This window comes from Amycolatopsis sp. NPDC098790, from assembly GCF_044759945.1.
Lineage (GTDB): Bacteria > Actinomycetota > Actinomycetes > Mycobacteriales > Pseudonocardiaceae > Amycolatopsis.
Genome location: NZ_JBIWAI010000006.1, coordinates 698,074 through 714,633 on the forward strand (window position 1 = coordinate 698,074; position 16,560 = coordinate 714,633).

Here is a 16,560-nt window from a genome sequence, read left to right on the forward strand (position 1 = left end):
GGGCAGGATCCGTCCCCCGGTGCCGCCGCGTGGCCTGCTCGCACGACCGCGACCGCGCATCACCCGCGCAGCTCGGCGGCCTGCCGCGCAGGGCTTCGGCCATGGCGGGTGGCCGTGGCCGCGAGGCGACCCGTGTCGCCCGCGCAGCTCGGCGGCCTGCGCGCGCAGGGCTTCGGCCACGGCGGGCGACCACGGCGCGCCGCGACCGCGCGTTACCCACGCAGCTCGACAGCCTGCTCCCGAAGCGCCTCAACCACCGCGGCCGCGCCCGCCGAGCGACCCGGTCGGGTGACTGCCACCGCGCTCCGCCCACGCCACGCCGGGTCCTCCACCGGAACCGCCACCACACCCGCCGGCGCCGCCGCCGCCGCCACCCCCGGCAACAACGCGATCCCCAGCCCCGCCGCCACCATGCCCAACCGGCCCGTCCAGCTCCGGACCGCCCACCCGACACGAGGCTCGGCAAGCGTCGGCCACGCACCGAACTGCGGCTCGCCCCTGCCGCCGCGGCCGACGATCCACGTCTCCTCGCGCAGGTCCGCCACCTCGACCCGCCGGTGCCGGGCGAGCCGGTGCCCGGCCGGGACCGCGATGCGCAGGTCGTCCTCCGTCAGCACGTCCTGGTGCAGGCTCGCGAGGTCGTAGGCCGGCAATCCCTCGCCGACGCCGATCACCACCACCTCCGTGCGGCCGCCGCGCAAGCGGGCGAGCAACGCCGGCGTCGCCCCCTCGTCCAGCGAGACCTCCAGCCCGGGGTGGCGGGTCCGCAACACGGCCAGCGCGCGGGGGACCAGCACCGCCGCCGCGGCCGGGAACGCCCCGACCGACAGCCGGCCCGCCAGCCGGTCGCGCAGGCCGGCCAGTTCCTGCTCCGCCGTGTCGACGACCGCGAGCGCGGTGGCCGCGTGCCGGGCCAGCGCCGCGCCGGCCGGGGTCGGGCGCACACCGCGCGCGTGCCGCTCGAACAACGCCGTGCCCGCGGCCGCCTCCATCATCGCGACCTGCCGCGAGATCGCCGACTGCGTGTAGCCCAGAGATGCGGCCGCCGCCGTGAACGAGCCCGTGGCCGCGACCTCGCGGACCACCCGCAGACCGGCCAACGTCACTTCGCTCATGGCTTCAGCCTAGTCATGAGCAAGTCGCATGGCTTTCATGAGAAGACATCGCTGGTGCTCATGGCAGCCCGGGCGCAGCATGGAAGCATGATTTGGTTCATCACAGGATCCTCGAAGGGCTTCGGCCGCCACTGGGCCGAAGCCGCCCTCGACCGCGGCGACCGGGTCGCCGCGACCGCCCGGAACCCCGAACAGCTGGCCGACCTCGTCGAAAAGCACGGCGACGCCGTCCTCCCGCTCCGCCTCGACGTCACCGACCGCGACGCCGCGTTCGCCACCGTCCACCAGGCCGCGGACCACTTCGGCGGGCTCGACGTCGTCGTCAACAACGCCGGCTACGGGCACTTCGGCCGCGTCGAAGAACTCACCGAGGACGACGTCCGCGCCCAGCTGGAGACGAACTTCTTCGGCGCGCTCTGGGTCACCCAGGCGGCCTTACCGATCCTGCGCGCCCAGCGCCGCGGCCACCTCGTCCAGGTCACCAGTGAGGGCGGCGTGCGCGCGTTCCCGGGCATCGGCGCCTACCACGCGTCGAAGTGGGCGCTGGAAGGGCTTTCCCAGTCCCTGGCGCAGGAAGTCGCCGAGTTCGGCATCCACGTCACCAACCTCGAGCCCGGGCCCTACGCCACCGAATGGCTCGACGTCGGCTCGCGCCGGAGCACGCCCAACCCGGCCTACCGCACCGAAGAGGCCACCTGGGACGTCGGCGACCCTCGCGCCACCCGGGCGGCGATCCTCGAGCTCGTCGACGCCGACGAGCCGCCCCTGCGCCTGTTCCTCGGCAAGTCCCTCGCCGCGGTCGCCGACGAGTACCAGGCCCGGCTCAAGACGTGGAACGACTGGCAGGACGTGGCGGTGCGGGCGTTCGGCTGAGCGCCGCGTGCGGGTCGTCCGCCGGGAGCCACCCGAGGTCCGGCGCGCCGACGTCCCGGGTGAGCGCCGCGATGGTCGCGAGGACCGGCGCGCGGGTCTCGTCGCGGCGGGACACCAGCGACCACGTCCAGAACGGCGCCGGGCCGGTCACCGCGCGCCGCGCGAGGTCGGGCGGCACCGGCGCCGCCTGGCCCTTGGGCGAGTTGAGCACCGGGCGCCGCAGCCGCCGGACGTGGTCGAAGAACGCCGGGCCGGTGATGCCGCCGTCGTGGATGCGGACGACCTGCGCGCCGGTGGCCCGTGCGAACTCCTCGGCGTACACGTTCCACGACGCCCAGCTCGCGGTGTCGGCGTCGACGAGCACGACGACGTCCTTCGCTTCGACGTCGGCGCTGCCGGCGCCGATCGCGTGGAGGCGGTCGGCGCCGAGCAGGTGGGCCGCGAGGTCGTGCTCGGCCAGGTCGGCGGCCCGCGCCCAGCAGATCGCCAGGTCGATGCTGCGGTCGGCGACCCGGTTCAGCTGGGCGTGCGACGGCAGCACCCACGTGTCGACGTGCAGGTGCGCGACGCCGGCGACGCGGTCGAGCAGGTCGGCGGGCCGCCAGTTGACGTACCCCAGCCGCACCGGCTCGCGCGCCGCGATCCCGGCCGCCGAGCGCCGCAGCTCGTCGGCCTGCTCCAGGAGCGCGCGAACCCGCGGCAGCAGCGACTCCCCGCATTCGGTGAGGGTGACCGAGCGGCGGTCCCGGTCGAACAGCCGCACGCCGAGGTCGCGTTCGAGCGCCTTGATCTGCTGGGACAGCGAAGGTCCGGCGATGCGCAACCGCTCCGCGGCCCGGCCGAAGTTCAGCTCGGTGGCGACGGCCACGAAGTACCGAAGCTGGCGTAGCTCCATACCGGGAGCTTAGTGCGGTGGGAGGTCCGGCCTTCCAGCTGAGAGCGAACCGGTCGTGGCGAACCGGGTGCGGCGGGCACATCCTCGGCTCAGGAAGCACCACTCACCAGGAGGTTTTCATGAGCACCCAGAAGGTCGCGGTCGTCACCGGCGCCTCGCAGGGCATCGGCGCGGCCGTGGTCGAGGCGTACCGGAAGCTCGGCTACGCCGTGGTCGCGAATTCGCGCTCCATCACCCCGTCGGGCGACGCCGGGATCCTGACCGTCGCGGGCGACATCGCCGACCCGGCGGTCGGCGCCCGCGTGGTCGAGCAGGCCCTGGCGACGTTCGGCCGCGTGGACACGCTGGTGAACAACGCCGGCGTCTTCGTCGCGAAGCCGTTCACCGAGTACACCGCGGCCGACTTCGACCTCGTGACCGGCGTCAACCTGCGCGGCTTCTTCGAGGTCACCCAGCGTGCGATCGCCGCGATGCTCGAGGTCGGCGGCGGGCACGTCGTCAACGTCACGACCAGCCTGACCGACCACGCGAGCAGCGCGGTGCCGTCGGCGCTGGCGTCGCTGACCAAGGGCGGGCTGAACGCGGTCACGAAGTCGCTCGCGATCGAGTACGCCACGCGCGGGGTGCGCGTCAACGCCGTGTCGCCGGGCATCATCCGCACCCCGATGCACCCGGAGTCGACCCACGAAGCGCTCGCGGGCCTGCACCCGGTCGGGCGCATGGGAGAGACGAGCGACATCGTCGACGCGGTCGTCTACCTGGAGGGCGCGCCGTTCGTGACGGGCGAGATCCTGCACGTCGACGGCGGCCAGAGCGCGGGACACTGACGCCGTGGACGTCTTGACGGGAGTGCTGGACGCGTGGAAGTCGGCGGTCGGCGCGCACGAGCCGTCGCGGGTCGCGGAGCTGTTCACCGAGGACGCGATCTTCCAGGGCCTGCACCCGTACAGCGTGGGCCGGGAGGGGGTGGCCGCGTACTACGCGTCGCAGCCGCTCGGCCTGACCGCGGACTACCGGGTCGTGGAGTCCCGCCGGCTGGCCGACGACGTGGTCCTCGGGTACGCGGCGGTCGACTTCGGCTTCACCGACCGGCCGACGCTGCCGGTGCACCTGAGCGTCGTCGTCCGGCGCGTGGGCGAGGCTTGGCTGATCGCGCACTACCAGGTTTCGCGGCTTTGAGCGACCGCGCCGCCCACCGGCCGGCGACCGGTGGGCGGCGCTCGATCAGGCCTGCGGCTCCTCGTCTTCGGGTGCGGGCATGTGCCGGATGCTGTCGCTGCCCTTGTGGTCGTGGGCGCGGGAGTACCGGGAATCCAGCAGCCGCCCCAGTTTGTGCGCGGCTCCGGCGTAGGCATCGTCCACAGTGGCCGCGTGGTGGGTGACCGCGACGGGTTGCTTGCCACCCGGCCGGGCCTCGATCACGCACTTCTTGTCGTCCGGCTTGCTGCCGCCGTCTTCGCTCAGGTGCACCTCCACCCGGGTCAACCACCCACCGAACCGGGAGAGGGCGGTCTCCAGTTCGGTGGTCACGTAGGTGGCCAGCCCTTCGCCACCGTGGATGTTGTGGTCGGTGTTGACCTGGATCTGCACGAGCACCCTCCTAAGCGGGACAGCGGTGAACCCGGTCAGTACCACGGCCGCGGCGGACTGAAACCCGTCACTCGACCAGGACCGAGTCGAGGTGGGTGGCCAGTTCGCCGGGGGACGGGTGGGCCCAGACCTCCGCCGGGGTCAGCGCGACGTCCAGATCGCTCTGCAGCTTGCGGGTCAACGCCACGGCGAGCAGGGAGTCCAAGCCGACTTCGGTGAACTTCGCGTGGGCGGGCACCGTGGACGGATCCGTGCCCAGCAGGGCCGCCAGGGCGTGGACCACCGCTTCGCACAGCAGCTGGATCCGCGCGGGGCCCGGTTTCCCGCTTCGGACCTGTGACGCCGGCGAGGCTTCGCTGACCGAGGCCGGCCCGCTGCCCAGCTCGGCCAGCAGGGGCGCCGACCGGGCGTGCGGGAACGCCCGGAACAGCAGGTCCGGCTGGTAGTCGAAGACGCCGGTGTTGACCCGCCGGTGACGCAGGAGTTCTTCCAGCGCGGCGAAACCGTCGGCGGTCGACAGGGTGTCGAAACCCCGGGCGGCGAAGTGGGTCGCCCGCCCGGTCTCGCCCCACGCGCCCCAGTCGACCGAGAGCGTCGGCAGGCCCTGGTCGTCGCGCCACCGGGCGAAGGCGTCCACCCAGGCGCCGGCCGCGGCGTAGTTGACCTGGCCCGCGTTGCCGAGCATCGCCGTCATCGAGGAAAACACGACGAACCAGTCGAGCGCGCGGCCGCGGACGGCCTCGTGCAGGTTCAGCGACCCCGTCACCTTGGGGTGCCACACGCGGCCGAACTTCTCCGCGGTGCTCGCGGCGATCGGCGTGTCGTCGAGCACCACGGCCGTGTGCAGGACACCTCGCAGCTCCGGCCCGGCCGCGGCGACCAGCCGGCGGGCGGTGTCCGGGTCGGCGACGTCGCCCCGGACGAACTCCACCGCGCAGCCGCCGGCCGCGAGGTCCCGCAGCACCACCGCGGCTTCGGGAGCCGGTTCGCCGCGCCCGCCGAGGACGACGCACCCCGCCCCGGAGCGCGCCAGCCACCGGGCGGCTTCCAGGCCGAGCCCCTTCGTGCCGCCCGTGACGACGTACGCCCCGCCGGGACGCACGACGGTGTCGCGGGCCGCGGCGTGCACGCGCAAGCGTTGGCCCGGCGGGGGAAACGCGAGCGCGATCCGTCCGATGTGGTCACCGGAGGCCAGCTGCTTGAACGCCGTCACCGCTTCGGGCAGCGGCACGACGGTGCGGGGGAGCAGGGGCAGCCGTCCGGACCGGAGCTCGGCCATCACCCGCTGCAGCGCGGCCCGGAAGACCGCCGGCCGCGCGGACGCCGTCAGCACGAGGTCCAGCGCGGCGTAGGTGACGCCGTGGCGGAACGCACCGAGGTCGACGCGCGCGCCGTCGTACAGGTCGCGCTTGCCGATCTCGACGAACCGCCCGGTGGGCGCGAGCAGCTCCAGCGACGCCCGCATCGCCGCGCCGGTCAAGGAGTTGAGCACGACGTCGACCCCACGCCCGGCGGTCAGCACCGGGACTTGCTCGGCGAAGTCGAGGGTGCGCGAATCCAGCACGTGCTCGACGCCGTGCTCGCGCAGGTACCGGCGCTTGGCCTCGGTGCCGGCCGTGGCGATCACGGTGGCGCCCAGCAGCCGGGCGACCTCGACGGCGGCCAGCCCGGTGCCGCCGGCGGCGGAGTGCACCAGCACGGTCTCCCCTTCGCCCACGTGCGCCAGGTCGTGCAGCGCGTGCCAGGCCGTGACGTAGGTGAGCACGGACGGGACGACGTCCACCGGCTCCACCGCGTCCGGGACGCGCACCGTCAGGTCGGCCGAGACGAGGCATTCCGAAGCGAGCGTCCCGGTCCCGGACGGCACCACGCTGACGACGCGGTCCCCGGCGACGAAGCCGTGGACGCCGTCGCCGGCCGCCAGCACCACTCCGGCGGCGTCCGAGCCCAGCGCGGGCAGGGTGCCGTCGTCCGTGGGGTAGATGCCGAGCGCGATCAGGACGTCCCGGAAGTGGACCGTCGCCGCTTCGGGTTGCAGCAGCAGCTGACCCGGTCCTGGTTCCGGCCGCGGTTCGCCGGTGGCGACCAGCCGCAGCCGGTCAAGGCCCCCGCCGGGGTCCGGCTCGAGCACGTACCGTTCTTCGCCGGCGATGACGTCGGCTTCGCCCGCCGTGCGCGGCGGCCGGCTCGCGAGCGGTGCCCGCGTCATCCTCGCGGCGTACCGCAGGCCGGCGCGCCAGGCCACCTCCGTCTCCGGGGTGCCCGCGAGCAGCTCGGCGACGAGGTCGGCGGGGTCGCCGCCTTCGCCGTCGACCCAGGTGACGGCGGACTGGGGCTGTTCGATCGCGGCGGCCCGCAGCAGCCCGCGCAGGGCGCAGACGCCGGGACGGACGGGGTCACCGTCCAGCACGGCCCGCGCGCCCGTGCTGACCAGCCACAGCCGGGGCGGTGCGGCGTGCTGCCCGTGGGCCCGCAGCAGCGACGCCACCCGCGTGACCCGGTCGAGGTCGCCGAGCCCGCCGGTGACGCACCAGACGACACCGGTCGCGGCTTCGAGCGGGGCGTCGATGTCCGCGCGGACGACTCGCGCCCCGCGGTCGGCCAGGGCGGCGGCGATGCGGTCGGCGGTGCCGTCCGGGTCGCCGGGTTCGGCGACCACCACCCACTCGCCGGCAGGGGCGGACTCTTCCTCCGGCAGCGGAGTGACGTGCCACGAGATCTCGAACAGCCGGGAGTTCAGCAGCGCGCGACCGGCGGCGGCACCGGCGTTGCGGACCAGCTCGACGTCTTCCAGCGCGCCGAGCCACGTGCCGGCCTCGTCGTACAGATCCGCCCGGCCCGTCGCGGCGTGCGGGCCGGTCCGGCGCACCTCGGGCCGCACCCACGTGATGCGGCCGGGTTCGGCGGGTAGCTCGACGGCGCCGATCCCGGTCGGCACCCACGGGGCGTCCGTGTCGTCGTCGCCGGTCACCAGCAAGGCGGCCACCGACAGGACACAGCCGTCGAACAGCACCGGGTGCACCCGGGGAGCGCCGGTGCGGATCGGCGCGGCCTCGGGCACGAGCAAGCGGGTGACGCCCTCGTCGGCGACGGCGGTGATCGAGTGGAACGCCGGGCCGGTGTCGAGGCCGACCCGGCGGAAGGCCTCGTAAAGGGCGTCGGCCGGCCGGGTTTCCGACGGCACGCGCAGGGGTTCGTGACCGTCCACCGGGCCGTCGCGGCGGATCGCCCGCGCCGCCGCGAGGCGCTCCCACCCGCCGCCGCCCTGCCGGACGACCTCCAGCTCGACCCGGGATCCGCCGCGGATGGCGGTGACCTGCACCGGCACCGCGGCGGCCAGCGGCGTCATCCGGTCGAACCGCACGCCGGTCAGGCGGACCTGGTCGGGGGCGCAGCCCACCAGGTCGGTGACCGCGGCCAGCAGCAGCTCGACGTGGGCGGCGCCGGGCACGAGCGGCGTGCCGCGCAGCGTGTGCTGCTCCAGCCAGCCGACGTGTTCGGTGCCGAGGTCGGCGGGCCAGACGTGCCGCGTGCGGTCTTCGGCGTCGGGATCGGGGACGGCCGAACGCTCGCCCAGCCACGGGTGGGCCGCCGTGCCGCCCGAGCCGCGGGCCCGGTCCTGCCAGTACCGGGACCGGTCGAACGCCGTGGGCGGCAGCGTGGTCCGCCGGCCGCCGCCGTTGACCGCGGCGAGGTCCACCGGGACGCCGGCCACGTGCAGCGCCACCGCGGCCCGCCCCAGCGCGGCCGGGCCGTCCTGGTCGCGGACCAGGGACGGCACCGCCGACACCGGGGCGCCGAGCGCCGCCGCCGTCTCCTCGACCGCCTGGGTCAGCAAGGGATGCGGGGAGATCTCGAGGAACGCCCGGTGCCCGTCCTCGAGCATCGCCCGGCACGCACGGTCGAACCGCACCGGCGAACGCAGGTTCCGCGCCCAGTAGGCCCCGTCGAAGACGATCGGCGTGCGGGGATCGACGGCGGTCGAGTAGAACGGCACCGCCGGCGGTGCTCCCGCCAGCCACGCAGTCCGCTCGGCGATCTCGTCGAGGATCGGGTCGACCTGCGGCGAGTGCGCCGCGACCACGACGGCGATCCGCTTGCAGAACACCCCGCGATCGCCCCAGACTGCCAGCAGCTTCGCCACGACGTCCTCGCCGCCGGCGACCACAGTGGACGCGGGCGCGGTCACCACGGCCACCGAAACGCCGTCCAGCCCGCCGATCTCGGCCTCGACCTGCTCCACGCCGAGCGCGACGACCGCCATGCAGCCACCCGCGACCCGTTGCAGCAGTGAAGAACGGACGAGCGTGATGCGCATGCCGTCCTCGGGGGAGAGGATGCCCGCGGCCACGGCGGCCGCGGCCTCGCCCATCGAGTGCCCGACGACGGCGGCCGGGCGCAGCCCCCGCGCGCGCCACACCTCGCCGAGGGCCGTCTGCACGGCGAACACCACGGGCTGGACGACGTCCATGCGCTCGAGGTGCGCCCCGGACTCCAGCAGCCGCCGCACCGGCACCCCGGCTCCGGCGGCGACGGGGTCGAGCCGGTCGATCGTCCGCGTGAACGCGGGATCGCGGTCGAGCAGGTCCCGCGCCATGCCCGCCCACTGCGAGCCGTGCCCGGAGAACACCCACACCGGCGCGCCGGGGTCGCCGGTCGGCCCGGTGACGACGGCGGGGTGCGCGCGGTCTTCGGCCAGCGCCCGCAGCCCGGCGACGAGCTCCGGCCGGTCGGCCGCGACCACCCCGGCTCGCGTCGAGAGGTGGCTGCGGTGGACGGCGAGGGTGTGGGCGACGTCCGCCGGCCGCGGACGGGCCGCCTCGACGTGGTCGGCCAGCCGGGCGGCGGTCGCGGCCAGCCCGCGGGGCGACCCCGCCGACAGGACGTGCGCGAACGGCCCGGCGGGCTCGGGAACCGCGGCGGGCGCGGGTGCGGGCGGGGCCTGCTCCACGATCGCGTGCGCGTTGGACCCGGTCACCCCGAAGGCGGACACCGCCGCCCGCCGGGGCCGGTTCCCGCCGTCCCAGTGCGTCGTGCCGGTGGGGACGAAGAACCGCGTGCCCTCGGCGTCGATCTCCGGGTTCCACCGGGTGAAGTGCAGGTTGGCGGGGATCACCCCGCGGTCGACCGCCAGCGCCGCCTTGATGAGGCCGAGCACGCCGGCCGCGCTTTCCGGGTGCCCGATGTTGGTCTTGAGCGAGCCCAGCGCGCACGGCGCGCCCGACGAACCGTACGCGTCGGACAGGGCGCCGAACTCGATCGGGTCGCCGACGGGCGTGCCGGTGCCGTGCGCTTCGACGTAGCCGACGTCGTCCGGCGTGACCCCCGCGGCGCGCATCGCCTCGGCGACCACCGCCCGCTGCGCGGACCGCGACGGCTGCGTGATCCCCCGCACCCGCCCGGCGTGGTTGATCGCCGTCCCCGCGATGACGGCCAGCACGCGGTCGCCGTCCCGCCGGGCGTCGTCCAGCCGCTTCAACGCGACCACGCCGCAGCCCTCGCCGCGCACGAACCCGTCCGCGCTCGCGTCGAAGGCCGCGCAGCGCCCGAGCGAGGACAGCGCGCCGGCGCGGGCGAACCCGACGAGCCCGCCCCACTCCAGCTGCACGGTCACCCCGCCCGCCAGCGCGAGGTCGGTTTCCCCCTGGTGCAGGGAGCGGCACGCCAGGTGCACCGCGATCAGCGAGGAGGCGCAGGCCCCGTCCACGGCCAGCGACGGGCCGTTGACGTCGAGGATGTAGGAGATGCGCCCGGGCGCGCCCGACGGGATCGCCGAAATGCCGTGGTAGACGTTGAAGTTCGCGATGGTGAACCGCTTGGCGTAGTCGGCGCCGGAAATCCCGACGAACAGGCCGGTGCGCGAGCCGGCCAGCGAGCGCGGCGGCACGCCGGCGTCCTCCAGCGCCTCCCAGGTGGCCTCCATCAGCAGCCGGTGCTGCGGGTCGACGCTGGGTGCCTCCGCGACCGGCACGCCGAAGAACCCGGGGTCGAAGTGGTCGATGTCGTCGAGGAACGAACCGTTGCGCAGGGCTCGCGCGTCGGCGAGGTCGGCGGGCACCACGCGTTCGTGGTCGGGCCACCGCGAGCCGGGGTCCGACCCTGCCACGACGTCCCGGCGGTCCATGAGGACCTGCCACAGGTCCTCCGCCGACCGCACGCCGCCCGGCGCCCGGGTGGCCGTGCCGATGATCGCCACCGGTGTCTGACGGCCGGTTTCCCTTGTCACAACAGACATTTCGTTCCGTTCGGGGTCGAGGCCGGCCACCGCGGGCCGGGGTTCACAACAGGAAGTCGACGGCTTTCAGGGCCACCCGGGCCGCGGGCGTGCCCAGCAGCTCGGGGATCGTGGTGCGGCCGGAGAGGTAGGAATCGACTCCGCGCCACACGGGCGGGACGCCGGTCAGCGCCGCGTGGAACAGGCCGGGGCGGCGGGTGAAGACGTTCATGACCCGGCGGGAGGCCCGCATTTCCGTGCCCAGCGTGGAGTCGACCACGGCCGCGTAGCTCTCCCGCGCGCTCCGCAGGCCGGGTTCGTCCTCGGCCCGCGCGAGCTCCGCGGCCGCTTTCCCTGCCCACGTCCCGGACCGGAGGGCGAAGGAAATGCCTTCGCGCGACCAGGGATCGCACAGCCCGGCGGCGTCGCCCGCCACCAGCGCCCGGTTCCGGGCCAGCGGCGAGCCGGGGCGCCGGCACCGCGTCAGGTGTCCCGTGTCGTGCAGCGGCGTCAGGTGGCCGAGGCCGTGCCGCCCGAGGAAGTCGCGCAGGTACGCCTTCGTGGCGTCGCCCTGGCCCTTCGCCGCCACCACCCCCGCGGTGCAGACGTCGCCCTTGGGGAACACCCAGCCGAAGGAACCCGGCAGCGGTCCCCACTCCATCAGCATCCGGCCGCGCCACCGCGCCGCCGCCGCGGAGTCGACGGGCACTTCGACTTCGAGCGCGAGGTCCACCTGCTCGCACCGGACGCCGACGTGCCTGCCGATCCGGCTCGCGCTGCCGTCGGCTCCCACGAGCGCACGGGCGTGGACGAGCTCGCCCGCCGCGGTCCGCACGGTGACGACGCCGTCGCCGTCCTCGACGCCCGCCACCGCCGTCCGGTCGCGCACGGTGGCGCCGGCTTTCGCGGCCAGCTCGGTCAAGGCGGCGTCGAGCTCGTCGCGGAACACCATCTTGCACCGCACGTGCCCCGCCGAGCCCAGCGTGCGCACCCGGCGGCCGCGCAGCCCGAACGTGACCGCGTCGATCTCGTCGCGGACCTCGACGGCCAGCTCCGCCGGCAGGAACGCCTGCGCGCACCCGATCAGGCCGCCGCCGCAGGTCTTGTACCGCGGGACGGCCGCGCGTTCCAGCAGCAGCACCCGGCACCCCTCCCCGGCCGCGACCCGGGCGGCGCTCGCCCCGGCCGGGCCGGCGCCGACGACCACGACGTCCCACACTTCCCGCTCGCTCACGACGCGGTTTCCCTTCTCTCAATGGGTGGTGGCGACCCGGCGCGCCGGAGCGCGCTTGGCCGGCGCCTTGGCGGCGGTGGTTTGCGGTGGTGCGCAGGGGTTTTCGCAGGCGAGGTGCGAACAGAGCAGCACCGGGCCACTGCGGGACTCGACGACGAGGGCGCCGTCGGGGCGGCTGCGCACGGTGACCACGGCCGTGGCCGCGTCGGCGGGCACCAGTTCCGTGTGCCCGGCCCGGTTGCGCGTGCGCCGGTGGAACGCGACCAGCGCTAGCAACGCGAAGGCCAGGAACCACAAAGGACCGAGCAGCAGGTGGCCCGCCGAGCCGCGGTCGGTGAAGGTGGCCGCGACGCCGCTCTGCATGGCGCCGTAGGTGGGCAGCCAGCGCAGGACACCGGTGCCGTCCGCCGGGTTGATGACGGGGTTCTGCACCATCACGTCGACCAGGCTGGTCATGATGATCACGAACATGCCCGCCAGCTCGGTGGACAGGGCGAGGCCGAGCACGATGCCCAGGCCGCCGTAGGTCAGGCCGGCGGAGAACAGGCTCAAGCCCAGCGCCGCGACGCTGTGGGGGTCGCAGAAGAACGTCATCGTGACCGTCGCGTACACCGACACCCCGGCGGCCACGAGGAACAGGGCGGCCAGCTTGGCCAGCAGCAGGCAGGACCGCGAGTAGCCGGCCAGCACGAGCCGCTGGTCGAAGTCGTTCGACCGGCGCACCGCGCTGAACGTCATGAAGCCGACGATGAGCGTCACCGCGTTGATGGCGGCGGAAATCAGCGCCAGCTGGTCGGCGGCGACGGTGACGGCGCCGTCCACGACGGCCGAGTGGAAGTCCAGCGTCCGGGTGGGCAGCACGCCGTGCACGACCGCGAGCCAGCACGGGATGAAGAACACGACCAGCAGCAGGGCCAGCCGGTTGCGGGCGTGCTGCGCCACTTCGAACGCGATGGCTTTGAGCAGCGCCGCCCGCCACGTCGTCGCGACGGCCAGGTCGTCGAGCCAGGCCCGGACGCCGGCGGCCGCGTTCGTCCACGGCTTCACGAAGCGACCCGCCGGTACTTCGCCCGTCCGGCCGGGACCCCGTCGGGGGCGGCCGGCACCACCAGGCCCGCCTCCAGGCGCAGGAGCCGGTCGAAGCGCTCCGTGTCGTGCGCGATGTGGGAGATCACCAGCACCGAGCACCCGCGGTCGCGCAGCTCCGTGGTGATGGCCCAGAAGGTGAGGTAGTTGTCCCAGTCGAACCCCTGGTACGGCTCGTCCATCAGCACCACCCGCGGGTCGTGCATGAGGGCCAGCGTGAGGTTGAGCTTCTGCTTCGTCCCGCCGCTGAGCGCGCCGGCCTTCGTGCCCGCGTACCGGGACAGCCCCAGCCGGTCGGCGAGTTCGGTGGCGCGGTCGAGGTTGCGCAGGTGGTAGGCGCACTGGAAATACCGCAGGTGCTGCTCGACGGTGAGGTCGTCGTTGACGACGATGCGCTGCGGGCAGTAGCCGAGGCTGCCGCGCCGCGAGATCCGCCCGCGGTCCGCCTTGAGCGCGCCGGCCAGCAGGCCGAGCAGCGTGCTCTTCCCCGCGCCGTTTTCGCCGATGATGCCGAGCAGTTCGCCCTCGCGCAGCTCGAACCGCACCCCGCGCAGCACCGGGCGGTGGCCGTGGGACTTGTGGAGATCGACGACGGTCAAGGTGTTTTCTCGGTGGGACAAAGGGACTCCTCGATGTCGGTGGCGATCGTCCGTGTGCGACCGGAGCCGGGAAACGGCGATACCGGGTGGTGCGGAATGCGGTGCCGGCGGTCCGAAATCCCCCGGTTCCCCGGGCCGCGGCTCTCGATCACCGTAGCTCCGATTGCGGCCGCGGCAACGGGTTCCGCGATCACGTCACCCTTTCCGGGCCGACGACACGGCCGCGGCCGTGGTCCGCCGCACTCGTTCACGTGAACTCCCCGCTTTCCCTTGTACGGGCGGGGACCGGTGCGGCATATTCGGATCGCCGCGGACGGCGTCATGCCGCCCTTTCGGTCCGCGGCCTCCGGAGAAACCCATTCGGCACGAGAAGGAGAATTGTCGTGGGCAAGAGGATCTTGACGGGTTCGCTGCTGGCCGCCGCGGCCGCGTCGCTGGTGCTGGCACCGGCCGCCGTCGCGGAAGGGGTGTCATCGCCGGGTTCGTGGGTGCGGACGCACGACTTCCAGAGCCGCTACCTCTGCCAGAGCGCCGGCCTCACCGGCGAGTTCTTCGGGCGCTGGCGGGAAGGCGAGTGGAGGTGTGAGGGGACGACGTTGTTCGTGCTCCAGGTGCCGTCGTTGCCGGGAGCCGGCTGAGCGGCGCGAATCCGGTCGCCGGTGTCGTATCGGCGACCGGGTTCTTTTCGCGCGGTACCCCTTTCGGTGCCGCCGAAACCCTTCTTTCGGATCGTCGGTGATTCCGTTGCCGGGAAAAACGGGATAAACGTGGCCGGCTGCGGATTGACACCAAAGGGCAGCCGGGAAGGTCCGGTCGCGCACCCGCGCGGTCCTGTGCCGATCCGCGTTTCCCGGCGACGATGGCGGCGGGAGGGAGAGCCGATGCGCGATCGCCGTCATGACCACCGCACGAACGCCGAGCCACCCACGCCGGTGAATCGGTCCGGCACGCCGGGCTTTCTGCTGAACCTGCAAAGGACGGCGGGCAACCGGGCGGCCGGCTTGGTCGTGCAGCGCGGGTGGGCGAAGGACAACGCGGACGGCGTCGCCGCGCAGATGAACGGCGACGACTGGAACCGGGACGGCGGCCCGTGGTGGCTGCTCAACGGGCACAACCCGGAGGGGATCGTCGCCATCCTGCGGCAGCTGGGCGCGGCCCGCGCCCAGCTGGCCAAGCACCCGGTCGACGGAACCCGCTACGACAAGCCGCGGCTCGACCTGGCGATGGCCGTGGCGGCGAGGAAGGACGCTTCGGCGGCCGAGCTGACGGGCATGGACGCCGTCCGCAACGCGACGGCGGGCCGGATCACCTACGCCGAGTGCTGGTCGGCGCTGCTCACGCTGTCGAAAGGCGCGCGGACCGGGCTCTACAAGCGCATGGGCAAAGGGGAGTTGGCGAGCTTGCTCAAACGGGTCAACGAAGCCCCGTTCCCGAAGCAGCCCGCGCTGGAGGCCGAGCTTTCGCCGCTCGTCGGGCCGGCGGCCGGCGAGCTGAAGCTGGAGTTCGTCCCCGACGCGTCGACGGTGGTCGAGAAAGGCCTGGTGCAGCCGATGGGTGAACTGAGGGTCTTCGTGAAGGAGAAGCTGACGAAGACCGTGCCCGCCCGCGGGGGCCCGCCGGAGTCGAAGAAGGACGAGGAGAACCGCGGCCACACGTTCAACCCGACGACGGCCGGGACCTTCACGCTCGGCGAGGGCAGCCCGGTGGTGGGTGACTCGTGGAAGTTCTCGCAGCTCGCGAACGGCACCCCGGTCAAGGACACCGGAACCGACATCCTGTTCCAGCGCGACGGCAAGTGGACCTCGGTGTCGAAGCTGACGACCAAGCTCACCCGGGCCGAGATCATGGTCGAGACGACGAGGGTGCTCGCGCTCCACGAACTGGCCGACGACCGGAGCAAGCTCCCCCAGGTGAAGGCGGAGGTGGAACTGGCACGAGCGGGCGGCCCGGTCCGGCCGCTGCCCGGCGCCTGGATCCTCAACGACTTCGGCAAGGAGGGCTTCCGGCTGACCGGCACCGAAGGCGACATCATCCACACGACCCCGGAGACCGACGACGCCTCCCGGGCGCTCGAAGCGGGCGACCTGGTGATGTCCCACGGATGCATCCACATCCTGGCCGGCGACCGCAAGGAGCTCGTCGAGGGAGGCTTCTTGCGAGGCGGTGTGAGGATCACGGTGCAGCCGTACGACCCGGCCAAGCGGTCACTCTGGGGCAAGCCGCCGAGCAAGCCCTGACGCGGGCCGGCTCAAGACGTGAGGCCGCTCCCGACGGCGCGCCGGTACTCGCGGTGCAGCCGAGCGAATCGGAGGGGATCAACGGCGGCGGGGTCATCCAGCAACACGACCACCGCGGCCTCCCGCCGAGTCCGGCGAACGGCGCCCAGTTCCGCGGGAAGGGGCGGCAGCAGCCGGTCGGCGCCGAAGTAGGTCCACCAACCCAGCCGGTCCGGCCAGGACCCCGCCGGGGGAGGGGCATCGCCCGAGAACGGCTCGGGCAGTCCGGACCAGATCTGTTCGAGCGACCACTCGTCCTCGACGCGGCCGAACAGCGCACCGGTCTCGTCCGCGATGGCCTCCCACAGGTTGGTGAGCAGCCGGTGCAAGTGCCGGAACGGTTCGGCTCGGGCATCGGGGATTCGCCTGCAGTAAACGGAGTTCAGCGACAGGGTCACCGTTGCTTCCCCGGGCCTGGTGGTCAGCAGGACGTCCTCCTCGGACCGCGTCCACAGGTTGGTGCTGCAAGTGCCCGTGGCAAGGGCGTGCACCAGCTGTTCCCGGTCCAGCAGACGGTGTTCGCCCTCGTGGCCGGGGGTGCTGTCGAAGCCGTTGATGCCCCCGCCCGGCCGCTCCGGCGTCAGCCCGAACGCGTCGGCCAGTGCCAGCAGCCGTTCGGCCGTCGCCGGGTTCACCGCCCCGGCGGGGAGTGTCACTGTCCACGACCAGTCCGATCCC

At 73.8% G+C, this 16,560-nt stretch carries 13 protein-coding genes; 5 read left to right on the forward strand and 8 right to left on the reverse strand.

The window, feature by feature from the left end:
* Positions 1–212: 212 nt before the first annotated feature.
* Positions 213–1,115 (reverse strand): LysR family transcriptional regulator, encoded by a 903-nt coding sequence (locus ACIQWX_RS40405; RefSeq protein ID WP_400882922.1) that lies wholly within the window; start codon positions 1,113–1,115, stop codon positions 213–215.
* Between the two features lie 87 nt (positions 1,116–1,202).
* Between ACIQWX_RS40405 and ACIQWX_RS40410 the strand changes: the two genes are divergently transcribed.
* The gene (locus ACIQWX_RS40410) at positions 1,203–1,988 is read left to right on the forward strand and encodes an SDR family NAD(P)-dependent oxidoreductase (RefSeq protein ID WP_400882924.1); all 786 of its coding nucleotides are present in this window, start codon (positions 1,203–1,205) and stop codon (positions 1,986–1,988) included.
* Here the strand turns inward: ACIQWX_RS40410 and ACIQWX_RS40415 are convergent.
* Positions 1,939–2,883: a LysR family transcriptional regulator gene (locus ACIQWX_RS40415; RefSeq protein WP_400882927.1), complete on the reverse strand. Its 945-nt coding sequence runs from the start codon at positions 2,881–2,883 to the stop codon at positions 1,939–1,941. The two genes, ACIQWX_RS40410 and ACIQWX_RS40415, sit on opposite strands and share 50 nt — an antisense overlap.
* A 119-nt stretch (positions 2,884–3,002) precedes the next feature.
* Here ACIQWX_RS40415 and ACIQWX_RS40420 point away from each other — a divergent pair, with 119 nt between their 5' ends.
* Together ACIQWX_RS40420 and ACIQWX_RS40425 are read left to right on the forward strand one after the other, a co-directional pair.
* On the forward strand, positions 3,003–3,710 hold the full coding sequence (locus tag ACIQWX_RS40420) for an SDR family NAD(P)-dependent oxidoreductase (RefSeq protein ID WP_400882929.1): 708 nt from the start codon (positions 3,003–3,005) through the stop codon (positions 3,708–3,710).
* A 4-nt stretch (positions 3,711–3,714) separates the two neighbouring features.
* Complete coding sequence (locus ACIQWX_RS40425; RefSeq protein ID WP_400882933.1) at positions 3,715–4,062, forward strand: SgcJ/EcaC family oxidoreductase; 348 nt, start codon at positions 3,715–3,717, stop codon at positions 4,060–4,062.
* 45 nt (positions 4,063–4,107) lie between these two features.
* Here ACIQWX_RS40425 and ACIQWX_RS40430 read toward each other — a convergent pair whose 3' ends face one another.
* The 5 genes from ACIQWX_RS40430 to ACIQWX_RS40450 form a co-directional block, all read right to left on the reverse strand.
* Positions 4,108–4,473 carry an HPF/RaiA family ribosome-associated protein gene (locus tag ACIQWX_RS40430; RefSeq protein ID WP_400882936.1) on the reverse strand — a complete coding sequence of 122 codons (366 nt, stop codon included), beginning with the start codon at positions 4,471–4,473 and terminating at the stop codon, positions 4,108–4,110.
* A 67-nt stretch (positions 4,474–4,540) separates the two neighbouring features.
* Positions 4,541–10,708 (reverse strand): SDR family NAD(P)-dependent oxidoreductase, encoded by a 6,168-nt coding sequence (locus ACIQWX_RS40435; protein ID WP_400882939.1) that lies wholly within the window; start codon positions 10,706–10,708, stop codon positions 4,541–4,543.
* A 43-nt stretch (positions 10,709–10,751) separates the two neighbouring features.
* Entirely contained in the window at positions 10,752–11,921 is a 1,170-nt protein-coding gene (locus ACIQWX_RS40440) for a geranylgeranyl reductase family protein (RefSeq protein ID WP_400882942.1), read from the reverse strand.
* 18 nt (positions 11,922–11,939) lie between these two features.
* A complete protein-coding gene (locus ACIQWX_RS40445; RefSeq protein ID WP_400882945.1) occupies positions 11,940–12,968 on the reverse strand; it encodes an ABC transporter permease in 1,029 nt (342 codons plus the stop codon).
* On the reverse strand, positions 12,965–13,627 hold the full coding sequence (locus ACIQWX_RS40450; protein ID WP_400882948.1) for an ATP-binding cassette domain-containing protein: 663 nt from the start codon (positions 13,625–13,627) through the stop codon (positions 12,965–12,967). The genes ACIQWX_RS40445 and ACIQWX_RS40450 overlap by 4 nt, the downstream gene beginning before the upstream one ends.
* Before the next feature lie 362 nt (positions 13,628–13,989).
* Between ACIQWX_RS40450 and ACIQWX_RS40455 the strand changes: the two genes are divergently transcribed.
* Positions 13,990–14,244, forward strand: a complete 255-nt coding sequence (locus ACIQWX_RS40455; RefSeq protein WP_400882950.1) for a hypothetical protein — start codon at positions 13,990–13,992, stop codon at positions 14,242–14,244.
* 243 nt (positions 14,245–14,487) lie between these two features.
* Positions 14,488–15,843, forward strand: a complete 1,356-nt coding sequence (locus ACIQWX_RS40460; RefSeq protein WP_400882953.1) for a hypothetical protein — start codon at positions 14,488–14,490, stop codon at positions 15,841–15,843.
* A gap of 11 nt (positions 15,844–15,854) precedes the next feature.
* On the opposite strand, the gene ACIQWX_RS40465 is transcribed toward ACIQWX_RS40460, so the two are convergent.
* A complete protein-coding gene (locus ACIQWX_RS40465; RefSeq protein WP_400882955.1) occupies positions 15,855–16,538 on the reverse strand; it encodes a hypothetical protein in 684 nt (227 codons plus the stop codon).
* Positions 16,539–16,560 lie beyond the last annotated feature (22 nt).

What these genes read in the sequence shown, in the direction of transcription:
- ACIQWX_RS40405 (WP_400882922.1), bottom strand. Translation starts at nt 1,115, where the DNA reads ATGAGCGAAGTGACGTTGGCCGGTCTGCGGGTGGTCCGCGAGGTCGCG.
- ACIQWX_RS40410 (WP_400882924.1), top strand. Translation starts at nt 1,203, where the DNA reads ATGATTTGGTTCATCACAGGATCCTCGAAGGGCTTCGGCCGCCACTGG.
- ACIQWX_RS40415 (WP_400882927.1), bottom strand. Translation starts at nt 2,883, where the DNA reads ATGGAGCTACGCCAGCTTCGGTACTTCGTGGCCGTCGCCACCGAGCTG.
- ACIQWX_RS40420 (WP_400882929.1), top strand. Translation starts at nt 3,003, where the DNA reads ATGAGCACCCAGAAGGTCGCGGTCGTCACCGGCGCCTCGCAGGGCATC.
- ACIQWX_RS40435 (WP_400882939.1), bottom strand. Translation starts at nt 10,708, where the DNA reads ATGTCTGTTGTGACAAGGGAAACCGGCCGTCAGACACCGGTGGCGATC.
- ACIQWX_RS40460 (WP_400882953.1), top strand. Translation starts at nt 14,488, where the DNA reads ATGCGCGATCGCCGTCATGACCACCGCACGAACGCCGAGCCACCCACG.